The sequence below is a fragment of the Polaribacter litoreus genome (assembly GCF_054584775.1).
In genome coordinates this window covers 89,743-105,811 of sequence record NZ_JBTLRD010000006.1, presented here as the reverse complement: position 1 = coordinate 105,811, position 16,069 = coordinate 89,743, and the positions used below count along the sequence as shown (strand labels likewise).

The 16,069-nt window shown below is 29.2% G+C and carries 18 protein-coding genes; 16 read left to right on the top strand and 2 right to left on the bottom strand.

From position 1 onward, the window contains the following. The first annotated feature begins 133 nt into the window (after positions 1-133). The 12 genes from ACW9UN_RS06795 (at position 134) to ACW9UN_RS06740 (ending at position 9,389) form a co-directional block, all read left to right on the top strand. A complete protein-coding gene (locus ACW9UN_RS06795; RefSeq protein ID WP_459485405.1) occupies positions 134-1,318 on the top strand; it encodes an asparagine synthetase B in 1,185 nt (394 codons plus the stop codon). A gap of 241 nt (positions 1,319-1,559) precedes the next feature. Continuing rightward, complete coding sequence (locus ACW9UN_RS06790; protein ID WP_459485127.1) at positions 1,560-2,405, top strand: transketolase; 846 nt, start codon at positions 1,560-1,562, stop codon at positions 2,403-2,405. A 137-nt stretch (positions 2,406-2,542) separates the two neighbouring features. Further along, on the top strand, positions 2,543-3,676 hold the full coding sequence (gene bshA, locus ACW9UN_RS06785) for an N-acetyl-alpha-D-glucosaminyl L-malate synthase BshA (protein ID WP_459485125.1): 1,134 nt from the start codon (positions 2,543-2,545) through the stop codon (positions 3,674-3,676). 33 nt (positions 3,677-3,709) lie between these two features. Then, positions 3,710-4,177: a DUF6495 family protein gene (locus ACW9UN_RS06780; RefSeq protein ID WP_459485123.1), complete on the top strand. Its 468-nt coding sequence runs from the start codon at positions 3,710-3,712 to the stop codon at positions 4,175-4,177. Between the two features lie 148 nt (positions 4,178-4,325). Then, positions 4,326-4,739, top strand: coding sequence for a response regulator (locus ACW9UN_RS06775; protein ID WP_459485120.1), 414 nt, complete (start codon positions 4,326-4,328; stop codon positions 4,737-4,739). After that, complete coding sequence (locus tag ACW9UN_RS06770) at positions 4,740-5,282, top strand: heme NO-binding domain-containing protein (protein WP_459485118.1); 543 nt, start codon at positions 4,740-4,742, stop codon at positions 5,280-5,282. A gap of 232 nt (positions 5,283-5,514) precedes the next feature. Next, entirely contained in the window at positions 5,515-6,654 is a 1,140-nt protein-coding gene (locus ACW9UN_RS06765; RefSeq protein WP_459485115.1) for an FIST signal transduction protein, read from the top strand. Then, the gene (locus ACW9UN_RS06760; RefSeq protein ID WP_459485113.1) at positions 6,654-7,700 is read left to right on the top strand and encodes a sensor histidine kinase; all 1,047 of its coding nucleotides are present in this window, start codon (positions 6,654-6,656) and stop codon (positions 7,698-7,700) included. The genes ACW9UN_RS06765 and ACW9UN_RS06760 overlap by 1 nt, the downstream gene beginning before the upstream one ends. Positions 7,701-7,702: 2 nt before the next feature. Next, the gene (locus ACW9UN_RS06755; RefSeq protein WP_459485110.1) at positions 7,703-8,026 is read left to right on the top strand and encodes an Hpt domain-containing protein; all 324 of its coding nucleotides are present in this window, start codon (positions 7,703-7,705) and stop codon (positions 8,024-8,026) included. A gap of 12 nt (positions 8,027-8,038) precedes the next feature. Next, positions 8,039-8,749 carry a LytR/AlgR family response regulator transcription factor gene (locus ACW9UN_RS06750; protein ID WP_459485107.1) on the top strand — a complete coding sequence of 237 codons (711 nt, stop codon included), beginning with the start codon at positions 8,039-8,041 and terminating at the stop codon, positions 8,747-8,749. A 113-nt stretch (positions 8,750-8,862) separates the two neighbouring features. Next, positions 8,863-9,105 (top strand): hypothetical protein, encoded by a 243-nt coding sequence (locus tag ACW9UN_RS06745; protein WP_459485105.1) that lies wholly within the window; start codon positions 8,863-8,865, stop codon positions 9,103-9,105. An 11-nt stretch (positions 9,106-9,116) separates the two neighbouring features. After that, the gene (locus ACW9UN_RS06740) at positions 9,117-9,389 is read left to right on the top strand and encodes an STAS domain-containing protein (protein WP_459485103.1); all 273 of its coding nucleotides are present in this window, start codon (positions 9,117-9,119) and stop codon (positions 9,387-9,389) included. Here ACW9UN_RS06740 and ACW9UN_RS06735 read toward each other — a convergent pair. After that, on the bottom strand, positions 9,386-10,078 hold the full coding sequence (locus ACW9UN_RS06735) for an SIR2 family NAD-dependent protein deacylase (protein WP_459485101.1): 693 nt from the start codon (positions 10,076-10,078) through the stop codon (positions 9,386-9,388). The two genes, ACW9UN_RS06740 and ACW9UN_RS06735, sit on opposite strands and share 4 nt — an antisense overlap. Before the next feature lie 64 nt (positions 10,079-10,142). Here ACW9UN_RS06735 and ACW9UN_RS06730 point away from each other — a divergent pair, with 64 nt between their 5' ends. Then, positions 10,143-10,811, top strand: coding sequence for a TrmH family RNA methyltransferase (locus ACW9UN_RS06730; protein ID WP_459485099.1), 669 nt, complete (start codon positions 10,143-10,145; stop codon positions 10,809-10,811). 138 nt (positions 10,812-10,949) lie between these two features. On the opposite strand, the gene ACW9UN_RS06725 is transcribed toward ACW9UN_RS06730, so the two are convergent. Next, positions 10,950-11,555, bottom strand: a complete 606-nt coding sequence (locus ACW9UN_RS06725) for a hypothetical protein (RefSeq protein WP_459485097.1) — start codon at positions 11,553-11,555, stop codon at positions 10,950-10,952. 259 nt (positions 11,556-11,814) lie between these two features. On the opposite strand from ACW9UN_RS06725, the gene ACW9UN_RS06720 reads away from it, so the two are divergent. The 3 genes from ACW9UN_RS06720 to ACW9UN_RS06710 are packed head-to-tail and all read left to right on the top strand — an operon-like array spanning position 11,815 to position 16,068. Then, a complete protein-coding gene (locus ACW9UN_RS06720; RefSeq protein WP_459485095.1) occupies positions 11,815-13,905 on the top strand; it encodes an HAD-IIB family hydrolase in 2,091 nt (696 codons plus the stop codon). Between the two features lie 4 nt (positions 13,906-13,909). After that, positions 13,910-15,184, top strand: a complete 1,275-nt coding sequence (locus ACW9UN_RS06715; RefSeq protein ID WP_459485093.1) for a glycosyltransferase — start codon at positions 13,910-13,912, stop codon at positions 15,182-15,184. A gap of 2 nt (positions 15,185-15,186) precedes the next feature. After that, complete coding sequence (locus ACW9UN_RS06710) at positions 15,187-16,068, top strand: carbohydrate kinase family protein (RefSeq protein ID WP_459485091.1); 882 nt, start codon at positions 15,187-15,189, stop codon at positions 16,066-16,068. The last annotated feature ends 1 nt before the right edge of the window (position 16,069 follow it).

Below are 16,069 nucleotides of genomic sequence, written 5' to 3'. Positions count from 1 at the left end.
CATTAAATAACAGAAATACACAATTGCTTTAAAGTAATTGTGTATTTTAGTTTTTGATATGAAAAAATACTTGTTTTTATTTTTATTTTTTTTATTCTCAACAGCAACTTGGGCATCATTTATTTATGTGCCTATGAATCATGATAATCAAAAAAATCATTTAAAAGCTTACGGAATTGTTTATTTTGGTTTAGAAGTTGGCTTAAAATCAAAATGGTTATTAAATTATGATGGAGGCGCTTTTTTAATAGAAAATAACAAGGTTATTGAGAATGAATGTAAAATTAGAGGAGTATCATATCAAATAATTTCTGATGCTAGAGCACAATTAATTTTGCAAGAAATTTCTTCACCTTCATCAAATCAAGAAGCAGTTACTTTAGAAAAAGCGCCTAAAATTGCAGTGTATTCACCCAAAGATAAAATGCCTTGGGATGATGCTGTAACTATGGTGTTAACTTACGCAGAAATTCCTTTTGATGTAGTGTATGATAAAGAAGTTTTATCAGATAAATTACTATTATACGAATGGTTGCATTTGCATCATGAAGATTTTACAGGTCAATATGGTAAATTTTATGGTTCATTCAGAACTGCACCTTGGTACATTCAAGGTAAAAAAGATGCAGAAAAATTAGCCACAGAATTGGGTTTCAATAAAGTATCTGAAGAAAAATTAGCAGTCACTAAAAAAATTAGAGATTATGTAATTGGTGGTGGTTTTATGTTTGCAATGTGTTCTGCAACAGATAGTTTTGATATTGCTTTGGCTGCAGAAGGTGTAGATATTGCAGAAGCCATGTTTGATGGAGATGCAACAACTCTTAACTATCAAGAAAAAATCAATTTTAATAAAACTTTTGCTTTTACCAATTTTGAATTAGAAAGAAGTCCGACTAAATACGAGTTTTCTTCAATAGATATGACACGTAAACGCAGAATACCAAAAACGTCAGATTATTTTTCTTTGATAGAATTCTCAGCAAAATGGGATCCTGTGCCTACCATGTTAACGCAAAATCATACAATATTGGTAAAAGGTTTTATGGGACAAACCACTTCTTTTGATAGAAATACCGTAAAATCGAATGTTTTGGTTTTAGGTGAAAATAAAACAAATAGAGAGGCAAGATACATTCATGGTACAAAAGGCAAAGGAATGTTTACCTTTTATGGGGGGCATGATCCAGAAGATTATACGCATAGAGTAGGAGATCCAAAAACGGAATTAGATTTGCATCCAACATCACCTGGTTATCGTTTAATTTTAAACAATGTTTTATTTCCTGCAGCTAAAAAGAAGAAGCAAAAAACATAAATTAATTTTTTTAGGGAATTATAAAAAAACTTTAAACAGCTTCTTTTTTATTCAACTCTTTAATGCAATAAGAAGGCTTTAAACCTGTTTTTTTATAAAAAGCATTGTTAAAATTTGTTTTAATAAAGTTGTAAGATTTACGCTTTTAACAGTTATTTTATAAATTTTAAATAAATATTAAATTTAATTCTCTACGAATTCAATCACTTTTGTATTTTTGTTTTCAAATTAAAAGAATACAATGCCTACAACACAACAATTACAAGATTTTACACAACAAGTACGTAGAGATATATTAAGAATGGTTCATAAAGTAAATTCTGGTCATCCAGGTGGCTCTTTAGGCTGTGCTGAGTTTTTTACTTGTTTGTATCAAGAAGTAATGGATTATTCTACAGATTTTACTATGGATGGTAAAAACGAAGATTTATTTTTTCTATCTAATGGTCATATTTCTCCAGTTTATTATAGTGTTTTGGCACATAGTGGCTTTTTTCCTGTAGAAGAACTAAACACATTTAGATTAATCGATTCACGTTTACAAGGACATCCAACAACACACGAAGGTTTACCTGGTATTAGAATTGCATCAGGTTCTTTAGGTCAAGGAATGTCTGTTGCTTTAGGTGCTGCAGAAGCTAAAAAATTAAATGGTGATGACAAATTAGTGTATACTTTACATGGTGATGGAGAGTTGCAAGAAGGACAAAACTGGGAAGCAATTATGTATGCATCAGCAAAAAAAGTTGATAATTTAATTGCAACTATCGATTTAAATGGAAAGCAAATTGATGGTGCCACAGATGATGTTTTACCAATGGGAAGCATTAAAGCCAAATTCGAAGCTTTTGGTTGGGATGTAATTGAAGTTAAAGAAGGTAATGATATTGATGCTATTTTAGCTGGTTTAGCTGAAGCAAAATCATTAACAGGTAAAGGAAAACCAGTTTGTATTTTATTAGAAACAATGATGGGTAATGGTGTAGATTTTATGATGCATACGCATGCTTGGCATGGTAAAGCACCAAGTGACGAGCAATTAGAAAACGCTTTAGCTCAAAACCCTGTTACTTTAGGAGATTACTAAAACTTTACTTTATTAATATTTAATATAATATACAAGCCTACAATTCGTTGTAGGTTTTTTTATGTTTTTATTTAGAATTTTACTGTAAGAATACTTTTATCTTTACAACTAAACAAAAAAAATCAACTTAATCATTTATGAAAATAGGTATAGTCTGTTATCCAACCTTTGGTGGTAGTGGAGTTGTAGCAACAGAATTAGGAATGGCTTTAGCAGATAATGGTCACGAGGTGCATTTTATCACATATAATCAACCAGTTCGTTTAGATTTTTTATCTCATCATCTTCATTTTCATCAAGTGGTAATTGAAGAATATCCTTTATTTCAATATCAACCTTATGAGCTTGCCTTGTCTACAAAAATGGTTGAAGTTGTTAAAAAATATGAACTAGAAGTGCTACATGTACATTATGCTATACCTCATGCTTATGCAGCGTACATGGCAAAACAAATGCTAAAAGAAAAAGGAATATCTGTAAGAGTGGTAACAACTTTACATGGTACAGATATCACTTTAGTAGGTAGTCATCCAACATATAAAACAGCTGTAGAATTTAGCATTAACAACTCAGATGTAGTAACTGCGGTTTCAAACAATTTAAAAGAAACAACTAATAATCTCTTTAATATTGATAAAAAAATTAAAGTGATTTACAATTTTATTGATGTTGAAAAGTACGCCAAAGTAGAAGGAGAAGAATGTAAAAGAGAGGCTTTAGCACAAAATCATGAACGTATTTTAACCCATATTAGTAACTTTAGACCCGTAAAAAGAGTAGAGGATGTAATTAAGATTTTTTATAAAGTACAAAAAGAAATACCCTCTAAATTATTAATGATTGGAGAAGGACCCGACAGAAAAAAGGCAGAAGCTTTAACTAAAAAATTAGGAATTAAAAACAAGGTTTTCTTTTTAGGAAATAGTACGGAAATTGACAAGATTTTATGTTATTCAGATGTTTTTTTATTGCCGTCTAAAACAGAAAGTTTTGGTTTAGCAGCTTTAGAAGCTATGGCAGCTAAAACAGCTGTAATATCAACCAATACAGGAGGTTTGCCAGAGGTTAATCTACATGGAGAAACAGGGTTCTTAAGCAATCTAGGCGATGTTGATGACATGGCTAAAAATGCAATTACAATTCTTAAAGACGATGATATTTTAGAATGTTTTAAACTAAATGCAAGAGAGCATACAAAAAGATTTTCTTTAGCAAATATCTTACCAGTTTATGAAGATATTTACAAATCATGCTACAAGAGTAAAGTATAATAAGCTCGTTTTTATATAAGATAATTATTCGTTATGAAATACCGACAACTAACCAAAGAACAATTTGAAAGTTTACATAAAGAATTTGCTAAATTTTTAGCTTCACAAAGTATTGATGTAAACGAGTGGAATCTCATAAAAAAGGAAAAACCAAAGGTAGCTGAAGAAGAAATGGATATTTTTTCTGATATTGTTTGGGATGATGTACTAACCAAAACAAAATACGTAGAACATTTTTCTAAAACTTCGGCAAATTTGTTTAAATGTGATGAAAAAGAAATGCATAGAATTGCTATTAAAATTAATTGGGATATTAATCTTTTAGAGCAAAAAGGTTTTGAATGGTTAATGAAAAATCCAATGGACAATTCTGTAGATATTTTTAGAGGATCTAAAGCTTACTCGAATAATAGAAATAAAGAAATTTTTGATTTAATAGAAAAAGGAAGTGTTATTTCTAAGGGTGAAATTTATGAATACTTTACTAGATTAATAGGATAAATTACGCCCTTTTTTTCAAAAACAGTTTATCGATACTTTTGTGCATTTTAACCTAGCTTTTATACGTTTTAACGCGGTGCAGGTATAATTGCTCAGGTTAACTCTATTTTTACACTTATTTTATCCCTTAACTCATGTATACTTACATATGGAAAAAAGTTTAAAAGTTTTATTGGTAGAAGATAATTTAATAGAAATAATGAAAATGAAAAGAACCATTTCATTATTAAAATTAAAGCATACTCTTCAAGAAGCTAAAAACGGGGAAGATGCGCTAAAAATTCTAGAAGACAAATCTAATATTCCAGATATTATTTTATTAGACTTAAATATGCCGAAAATTAACGGAATTGAATTTCTGAAAATTATAAAGGCAAATGACGACTTGAAACACATACCAACAATTATATTAACAACATCTAGCAATCAAAAAGATTTATTAGAATGTTATAGAACAGGTATGTCTGGTTATATATTAAAGCCCTTAAAATATGAAGATTATGTTAAAAAAATTGAAACGGTTTTAGCCTATTGGAGTGTAAATGAACTGAGAAAATTGTAAATGAAAGGCATTGTATTTACCGAATTTTTAGAATTAGTTGAAAGTAAGTTTGGTTTAGAAATGTTAGATAAAATTATTTCTGAATCAAAATTATCTTCTAAAGGTACATACAAACCACTTGGAACATACAATTTCGTAGAAATGTTGCAATTATTACAAAGCCTTAGCAGTAATACTTCAATTCCTGTAGATGATTTACTTTTAGCTTTTGGAGAACATTTTTTTTCTGTTTTACAAATCAACTACGGTAATCTTTTAGCAACTTATAAGGGGCCAATTCAAATGCTATCTTCTATCGAAAATCATATTCATGTTGAGGTTCAAAAAATGTATCCAAAAGCAGAGTTACCCACTTTTATTGTAGAAAAAAAAGAAAAGAACTCATTAGTTATGCTTTATAAATCGTCTAGAGCAATGCATCATTTTGGCTTAGGTTTAATGTATAAAACTTTTTCCCATTTTAATGCCTCTGCAAATATTACAATGAAAAAAATTAGTGAAGATGGTACAGAGGTTAGGTTTTTAATCAATAAAAATATATAGCTTTATATATCAGGGTTTTAATGTGATATTTCTTGAGTAATAATATTAAAATAAATCGATTAATACATTATTACAGGAAAAATCCTTAGAAAGAATAGGAAATTTTTTTCAAGTATAAGCTTATAAATTGTAAAAAAGATTGTAAATTTATGTCAAGTACATTTATGAAATCAACAAAAAACCAAGTTGAGGCTTATATAATATTTATTTTCACCCTCAAAAAATAAAGAAAATGAAAACTGTTCAATTAAAAAAAGTTCGAAATGAAAAGCTAAAATATTTATCAGAACCAATTTTACTTAAAGAACCTTTAGTTTTAGTATTTGGTAACAGATATATGTTACAAGATGAAAATATTTATAAAGAAATAAGAACAGTTTTTAATGATGGTCATTTTGTTTTTGGTTCTACTTCTGGAGATATAACTTCTCATTCTGTAGATGATGAATCTATTACGATAACAGCTATTGAGTTTGAAAAAAGTAGTTTTACAATTAAAACAGCTAATGTTTTAAATGCTGATAACGAGATAGATAGTAACCTTATAGGCAGAGAATTAATTCAGCAATTGCCTCAAGAAAATTTAAAGTATGTTTTAGCCGTTTCTGAAGGAAGTTTTGTTAACGGCAGCCAATTAACCATTGGTATGAATACGGCTACAGAGCACAATACATTAATTACAGGTGCATTATGTGGTGATGGGGCTAGATTTGAAACCACCTTAGCTTCATACAATCAAAAACCAAAAGAAGGCGAAATTGTTGTTGTTGGTTTTTATGGAGATACCTTAGAAGTATCATTTGCAACTAATGGAGGTTGGACACCTTTTGGGCCAGAACGTGTTGTTACAAAATCAGAATCTAACATACTTTATGAATTAGATAACAAGCCTGCCTTAGACCTGTATAAAAAATACTTAGGAGAAAAATCAAAAGAATTGCCAAGTGCAGCACTTCTATATCCTTTAAAAGTAAAATCTTCTGATGAAAGAAAGTCTATTGTTAGAACAATTTTAAATATCAATGAAGATAAAAACTCTATGATTTTAGCAGGTGATATTAAAGAGGGATCTAGAGTACAACTAATGATGACTAATGTAGATAGTATTGTAAATGCGGCAGAAGTTGGTGCTTTAAAAGCCTTAAAATACAGAGAGAACAAACCAAATTTAGCAATTTTGGTAAGTTGTATTGGTAGAAAATTAGTTTTAGATCAAAGAGTAGAAGAAGAGGTAGAAGAGGTTATAGAAGTAATTGGTAAAGAAGTTACAGTATGTGGTTTTTATTCTTACGGAGAAATAGCACCCTTTAATGACGAGAGAAATTGCCAACTTCATAACCAAACGATTGCCATTACCTTAATTAGCGAATAATGAATTCTCTATTAAAAAGACAATTAAGAAAATACCTGCCTAAAGAATTGCATTCTAGTCCAGACTTAGAACAGTTTTTAGATGCCGTAAATAAATCGTATAATAATTCCGATGAGCAATTTGCCATGTTACAAAGGGCAGCTTCAATTAGCTCAGAAGAACTTTTTCAATTTAACGAAAAGTTAAGAGAAGAAACTGAATCGCAAAAAAAAGTAATTTCTAAATTAAATAATGTAATTAATACGTTAAAATTTTATAATCTAGACGAAGTAAAAAATATAGAAAATTCAGATTCTTTAAAATTAGTAGATTTTATAGACAATCAAACCAAAGATATTATCGAAATTAATAAAGAAAAAGATAAATTGGTTCGTAGTTTAGAAAAGCAAAATCAAGAACTTAATGATTATGCACACATGGTTTCGCACGATTTAAAGTCGCCTTTGCAAAGTATAGATGCATTAATAGCATGGATAAAAGAAGATTATTTTGATGATTTAGGAGAAGGAGGAAGAGAAATTGTAAACTTAATTATAGAAAATGTAGAAAAAATGGATACACTTATTAAGGGTATCTTACAATATTCTACCATTGGTAAAGTCGAGAAAAAACGTTATGAAATAGATCTTAATGTTCTCTTAGACGATTTACTACTCACCATTGATAATCCTGAAGATATAGAAATTACATATCCAGAAAACTTACCCATTATTTATGGCGATCACCAACGAATCGAGTTACTTTTTTATCATTTAATAGATAACGGAATTAAATTTAACAATAAAGGCAGTGATGGTTTTGTTAACATAGGCTTTGAAAATGATGTTGATTTTTGGAAATTTATAGTAACAGATAATGGAAAGGGAATTGATAAAAAGTATTTTGATAAAATTTTTATTGCATTTCAAAAACTAGAAAACAATTATAAATCTACGGGCATAGGCTTATCTATTGTAAAAAAAATAGTAGAGGCTTACAATGGTAAAATTTGTTTAGAATCAGAACCAAATAAATCCACTACATTTACATTTACATTAAAAAAATAAATTTGGAAAAGCCTAACTTAGTTTACATAGAACAATTAGCTAGAGGAGACGCATCAATAAAAAAAACGTTAATTGATGTGATAAAATCTGAGTTTCCTGATGAAATAAAAGCGTACTTTAAAAGTATTGAAGAAGAAAATTTTAAAGAAATTGAAGCAAATGTTCATCGAATTAAACATAAATTTAGTATTTTGGGTCTTCATAAAAATTACGAAAAAGCTAATGAGTTTGAGGAAAATTTAAGAGAACATCAATTAAACGCAGTTCAAAAAGAAAATTTCGAAAAAAATCTATCAGCGATTTCTCAGTATTTAAAAACTATTTAGACAGCTAACTCTATGAACTGTATTGTTATAGATGACGAGAAAATGGCAAGAGTTATTATTCAAACTCTATGTAATGAAGTCAAATCATTAAATCTCGTAGAAGAATTTTCTGGTGCTATAGAAGCAATAAAATATTTAAATGAAAATGAAGTAGATCTTATATTCTTAGATATACACATGCCTAATTTTAGTGGTTTAGATTTTATAAAAACGCTAAAAGATCCGTGCAAAGTAATTTTTACTACATCAGATCCTAAATTTGCCATTGAAGCTTTTGAATATGAATTTATTGTAGATTACTTATTAAAACCGATAGAATTACCACGTTTTGAAAAAGCCATTAGAAAAGCACAAAATTTAAATTTAAATCATCACAAAGAAGCTATTAATAAAGTGCAAGAAAATGAAATTAAAAATGATTTTTATGTAAATATTGATAGAAGATTGATTAAGATAGATTTGTCTAAGATTTATTTGATTAAAGCAAAAGGAGATTATATACATATTAAAACTGAAGATAAAGATTACGTTGTACACTCTACTTTAAAAAAAATTAAAGAAAAGTTACCAGATTCTCTATTTTTAAAAGTACATCGTTCTTACATCATTAATGTAAAAAAGATTATAGACATAGAAGATAACAGTGTTTTAATTAAAAAAGATGTTGTTCCTGTAAGTAGATCTAACAGACCAGAGCTTATGAAACGATTAGATTTATTGTAAATTATTAAATTAAACGCTGTAAAACACGCATTCATCGTTAGCTAAAGTGTATAAAGCGAATTTTAATTTTTTTTTAAAAAGTAATATCTAATTTTATGGTATAGCAAAATACCATGAAAAATTTTCTAATTATTTTAATGTGTACAATCATAGCTACTCTAAATATAAATACGTTAGGAGAGTTAGATTATGAATCGTTTGAAAAATCAAAACATACAAAGCAAGAATACCAAAAAATTTCACTTCTTGAATCAGTTAATTGGAGTTTTGGTTCTACAGTTTTTAAATTAATTCACTTTGCTGAGATTTTGTTTATTTCAGAAATAGGCAGAAGAAAAACAAGAATTATTAACTAAACTCATATATTATGTCTCTCAAAATTTCAAGAAAAAAAAGTAGTTATCATGTTAAAGGTAAGGTTGTTACATCAAATGCATCTAAATTGTTAAACTATTTTACCAAAAAAATTAACAAAAAAAATAGAATAATTTTAAATATTGATGAGGCTATAGAAATCGACAAACAAGGTCTTTATGCCATAGAACAATTATTAAAATTAGCTTCAACTAAAGAAAAACAATTTTACGTTGTGGGTGGAGGTTGTAAAGAAATTTACGATCATTTTCAACAAGCAAGTTAATTAAAATTTTGCTTTAAAATACTAATTAATTTATCTGTACCAGAACTGGCCAAATCTTTAATGATTTTTAAATTATTAAAATCGTTTTCAGACACAGTCGGATTTGGATCTATAAAATAAATAGGAGTGTCTTGCTGTATGTAATCTATTAAACTTGCAGCAGGATACACTTGCATAGATGTACCAATAACAACTAAAATATCAGCTTTTTGGGTAATGGTAATAGCATAATCTAGCATAGGTACCATTTCTCCAAACCAAACAATATGAGGTCTTAATTGACTTTTATGCTTGCACAAATCGCCCAAAAGAAGGTCTTTATGCCAATCTAACACGTAAGTTTCATCTATAGAACTTCTTACTTTTAAGAGCTCTCCATGTAAATGAGTAACCTTTGTACTGCCCGATTTTTCGTGTAAATTATCTACATTTTGTGTAATAATTTCAACATCATAATAGGTTTCTAATGCAGCCAAATTATAATGCGCTTTATTGGGTTTTACATGTAATAATTGCTTTCTACGTTGATTGTAAAAATCTAAAACTAATTCAGGATTTTTATCAAAACCTTCTGGTGTTGCAACCTCCATTACATCATGTCCTTCCCATAAACCATCAGCATCTCTAAAAGTTTTTATTCCACTTTCGGCAGAAACTCCTGCACCTGTTAATACTACTATTTTTTTCATCAGTTTACATTTAATCTTAAATCATTTTAAATAAAAATAAGAATAAAATCATAAGTTTGTATTTATGATTGATAAAAAACTTTTAGAATATTTCGAAACGTTTCTAACACAAAAAAGAAAAGACACATTTAAAAGAGTTTTAGAGCATAGAACACGCCATTTTACAACAGTGCTAGAAGATATTTATCAACCACACAATGCCAGTGCTGTAGTAAGAACTTGCGATATTTTTGGTGTTCAAGATGTACATGCCATTGAAAATAAGTTTGTAAATAGAATTTCTAGATATGTAGCCAAAGGCTCACAAAAATGGATTACCTCTTACAGGTATAAATCTGATGGAAATAATACACAAATTTGTTTGAATTCTTTACAAAATAAGGGGTACCAAATAATTGCTACAACACCTCACACAGATACTTTATTACAAGATTTTGATATCACTAAAAAAACAGCTTTTATTTTTGGTTCTGAAGCAGATGGAATATCTGAGTATGTTAAAAATAACGCAAATGGCTTTTTAAAAATACCTATGGTTGGGTTTACCGAAAGTTTAAATATATCTGTTGCAGTTGCTATACTTTTACAAGATGTTACAACAAAATTGAGAAATTCTAATATAAATTGGCAATTATCTGAAGAAGAAAAAGAAGATTTGTATTATAATTGGGTAAAGACAACAATTAAAAATGTTGATAAAATTGAAGCTAATTTTTATCAAAATAAACTTTAGCAATGGGTTGCTATTAATTCAGAACGAATTTTGATACTTAAATAAAAAATATATTTTGCATCAAAAAAAAAATTGGCATCTCAATAAAATCAAGACGCCAATTTATCAATCAACCAAAAATAATAAATAAATCATACTTTAAAAATTTATAACAAACAGATTTAAACTGTTTTGTAATGTTTTGTCTAACTCTGTTTTTAATATTTTATTCAAATAAGGGTAAATGTCTTTCCCAATTTGCAATTCAATTTCAGGCGTTAAAACTTTATTCACAATAAGCTTATTTTCTGATATTATATACTCTTTATAAAACTTAATATTTCTATCTCCATAAGTCAAAGCTTCATTAATTTGCATATATTTTTCTATTTCTTCTGCAATTTTTTTACGAATTACAGTATCTACAAACTCTTTTTTTACGTTGGCAGACAAGTTGTTGGTAAGTTCTGTTTTTTTAATTGAGTTAGTGGTTTTCTCAAATATTGATGTTTCGTTTTGTTTAATAACAAAATATTTTTTGTTGTTATCGTTTAAAGAAAATTTACCTTCTGAGTTGTTTTTAATATCCTTTAATTCTAATGTAATAATTTCAGGAAATAGGCTAACAGGTACTTCGCTCACTGTAAATGAACGTTCACTTAATGTATTTTCAAAAAGTTTTTCATTTAAAGTTTCAGCTTTTTCAACTTGAGAAAAAGAAACTTGATAGGCCAAAATAAGCAATATATATAATGTTTTTCTCATGATTAGTAGTTTGTATTACAAATATAAAAGTAATACTATTAATTTTAGGTAAAAAGCTATTGTTTTATCTTATTAATAAATAATTAGCATTTATACTAATTATAAATATTAGAATCTAACGAGTAATAATTTTCAATCCAATATTTATCAATTCAAAATTTTATAATATCCTTAATAGTAAAAATATAAAAGGAGTAATGTTTCGTAACCTCTTTAAAAATATTTAAATTAGAGAATTCTAAACAATCTAAAAAATAAAATGATCGAAAACAACCAGCAAAGTAAACCTATAAAATTACTCTCTTTTGATATCGATAACACCCTAATCGATTTTTATACATTTAAAAGTAATTTCAGAAAAGTTTGGGAAAAATATGGCAAAGAAACAGATGTTTTACTAACTTTTAACACAGGTAGATTAATAGAAGATGTTTTAGATTTAATACAAAAAAAAGTACTACCAGAACCAGATTACATTATCTCTGGTGTTGGTACGCATATTTATAATTACAAAGAATCTTCAACAGAAAAAGAGTTTAACGATATTTTAGAAGATGGTTGGGATATTAGCGCCGTTGAAAAAGTAATTCAATCAATTGCACATCCCATAAGTGAGCAACCTTCAAAATTTCAACATTCCTACAAACGAAGTTATTTTTTATATGATGCATCTACAGAACTTTTAGATAATATCTCTCATAAGTTTGTAAATGAAGGGATGGATTTAAATATGGTATACTCTGGCAATAAATTTTTAGATATTTTGCCCAAATACGCCAATAAAGGTAATGCCCTACAATGGTTAATTAATCAATTAGATTTAAACTCAAATCAAGTTATAGTTGCTGGCGATAGTGGAAATGATTCTGCAATGTTTGATTTACCAAATGTAAACGGAATTGTAGTTGCCAATGCCCATAAAGAGTTATACGATTACACAAAATATAAAAATGTATACCACTCAGAAAAAGAAAAAGGAGATGGTATTATTGAAGGATTAATTTATTTTGATATTTTACCAAAAGATGCTAAAGAGGAAACTATTGTAGATCATTCAGATGATTTTTTCATACAGAAAGAATTAGATATGATTGCATTAGAAGATGATGATGAAAAAATAGCATTAATTCAAGAAGGCTATAAAAAAGCAATTGAGGCATTAAAGAAAAACATTACACCATTAGGTTTTTCAGCCTGCTCTATTGAAGATAATATAGCTCATGGTACAGATGAAAATTATTACAGTGTTTGGGCAAGAGATGGTGCAATAACTGTAATTGGGTCATTGCCTTTAGTACATGATGAAGAAATTCATAAATGCCAGCGTAAAACATTAGAAACACTCTTAGAGCATATATCAAGAAATGGTCAAATTCCATCCAATGTTCGCATAAAAAATAACGAGCCAGATTATTCAGGTGTTGGTGGTATTTGCTCAATAGATAGTGGTATTTGGGTAGTTATTGCTTTTTACGAATATATTAATGTTACAAAAGATTTTGATTTTTTAAGAGCATATATTAATGATATTAAAGAAACAATGCGTTGGTTAGGAGCTCATGACAGCAATAACGATGCACTGTTAGAAATTCCAGAAGCTGGTGATTGGACAGATCTTTTTGGTAGAAGTTATAATATTTTGTATGATGAAATACTTTGGTATAGAGCCAATGTATGTTTTGGTAGATTGATGGAAATGTTAGGAAATCATGAAGAGGCAGGGGAGTATATAAGGTGGTCTCAAGTAATAAAAAAAGAAATTGTAGATAATTTTTGGCCTTCAACAAAACAACAGTTATTTCAATCAGTTTCATTTGCAGAAAAACAATTTACTTTAGGTGATACCTCTTATCTTATAGCGCAAACTACACCTTTCGATTTTAGTTGGAGATGCGATGTTTTTGGAAATGTTCTAGCATTTTTACATGGTACTATAGATGCTGAAAAAGCACACCAAACGTTTAAATTTATGCTTGGTGTTGGTGTAAACGATCCATTTCCAGTTTCTAATGTGTATCCAGTTGTAAGTCCTGGAGACCCAGACTGGCGTCCTTATTACACCGTAAACCTATTGAATTTACCCAACCATTATCATAATGGAGGTATTTGGCCCTTTGTAGGCGGTTTTTGGGTAAAATTTGTAAACAAATTAGGCTTTAAAGATGTAGCAATTTCCGAATTACATAAATTGGCTTTAATTAATAAAGAAGGTATTAATAACGAGTGGGAGTTTACAGAGTGGGCACATGGTGTAACAGGTAAACCAATGGGTAAAGCTTACCAAGCTTGGTCTGCAGCACAATATATCTCTGCTTGTCACGAATTAAAATTAACGAAAACAAAAAAATAAAATTATGAAATCAATATTAATGATCTCTTTGCACGGGTACGTTGCTGCAAATGCAGAATTAGGAAAACCAGATACAGGAGGTCAAGTAGTATATGTTCTCGAATTAGCTGAACGATTTAGTAGATTAGGTAAACGAGTAGATTTGGTTACGCGCCAATTCGAAGACCAACCAGAATACGATCATGTAAATGAAAATTATGATGTTTGGAGAATCCCTTTTGGTGGTAAAAAATTCATCAGAAAAGAAGACATGCACGATCATCTTAAAAAATTTGTAACCAATACCTTGGCTGCCATAAAAAAAGAAAACAAAAAATATGATGTTGTCTATTCTCACTACTGGGATGCAGGTTGGGCTGGTCAAAAAATTGCAGAAGAATTAGGTATTTGCCATGTGCATACACCACACTCTTTAGGATGGTGGAAACAGCATACTATGGGGAGTGATATGGACGAAAAAGAGATGGAAAAGACCTATCGTTTTAAAGAAAGAATTAGAAAAGAGTACTTTGTATACCAAATGTGTAATTTTGTAATTGCAACCACTTTGCCACAGGTAGATTTGTTAGTACAACAATACGATGTTTTACCAAAAAATTGTAGTATGATTCCGCCAGGAATAGACGAAAATCGTTTTTTTCCTGTGCCCTCTAAAGAAAACGATAAAATTCGTTTAAAATACGACATTCAACCTACAGATGTATTGGCCCTAGGTAGAATGGCGCACAATAAAGGCTATGATTTGTTAATAAATTCGTTGCCAACACTTTTTGAATTATGCCCAGAAGCAAGGTTAGTTGCTGCCATTGGTGGAGATTCTAAACAAGATAGAGAAGGTATAGAAAAGTTAAAACAAGCTGCAGCTGAAATTGGAGTAATGGATAAAATTAAGTGGAAAAATTATATTGCTGATGAAGATTTAGCCAATGTATATCGTTCTGCAAGTATTTTTGCAATGCCATCTAGATACGAACCTTTTGGAATGGTTGCTATTGAAGCTATGGCTTGCGGAACACCAAGCGTAGTTACTGTTCATGGTGGTTTGTGCGATTTGATTGATTTTGGAAATCAGGCATTATTTGCAGACCCCCACAGACCTAAAGAATTTGGTGCAATGATGGCAATGCCTTTATTATACCCTCAATTACGAAACGAAATGTCTGTAGAAGGTGCTCGTTTTGCAAGACGTAATTTTGGTTGGACAGGTATTGCTAAACGTATGTTAAATGTTTTTAGAAGTTCTATAAACCAGAGAACTTCAGAATCGAATATTTACTAATAATGAATAAATTTGTTTCTTTTGGCGAAGTTCTATGGGATGTTTTTCCATCTCAAAAAAAAATTGGTGGAGCACCTTTAAATGTGGCATCTCGTTTACAATCTTTTTCTAATGATGTAACTTTAATAAGTGCTATAGGTAATGATGTTTTAGGAAAACCCATTTTAGATTACCTAGATAAACAACATATAAGCACCGATAATATTCAAATTTTAGATGATTTTGAAACAGGAAAAGTAGCCGTAACTTTAAATAAGAAAGGAGCAGCAAGCTATACAATTGAATACCCAAAAGCATGGGATAAGATAAAACTTACAACAAAAGCGTTAGAAGTGGTAAAACATTCTAATGCTTTTGTATTTGGTAGTTTAGCTGCTAGAGATCAAGTTTCTAAAAACACATTAAATCAGCTTTTAGAAGTAGCATCATATAAAATATTTGATGTAAATATTCGAAAACCTTTTTATGATATCGCCACATTATTACAGCTAATGAAAAAAGCAGACTTTATTAAATTTAATGATGAAGAATTGTATGAAATTGGCGCAGATTTAGGATCTCCTTATCATAATTTAGAACAAAACTTACATTTTATAGCATCAACAACAAAAACAAAAACAATTTGTGTAACAAAAGGTGAGCACGGAGCAGTTTTATTGTTTGAAGGTAACCTGTATTACAATAGCGGTTTTTTAATAAAAGTAGTTGATACTGTTGGCTCTGGTGATTCTTTTTTAGCTTCTTTAATTCATAAATTATTGGCTAAAGAAAACCCTCAAAAAGCATTAAATTTTGCCTGTGCAGTTGGAGCTTTAGTAGCTAAAAATGCTGGAGCAAACCCAATGATTACAGAAGAGGAAATTAGTAATTTTTTAAAAGACTAAT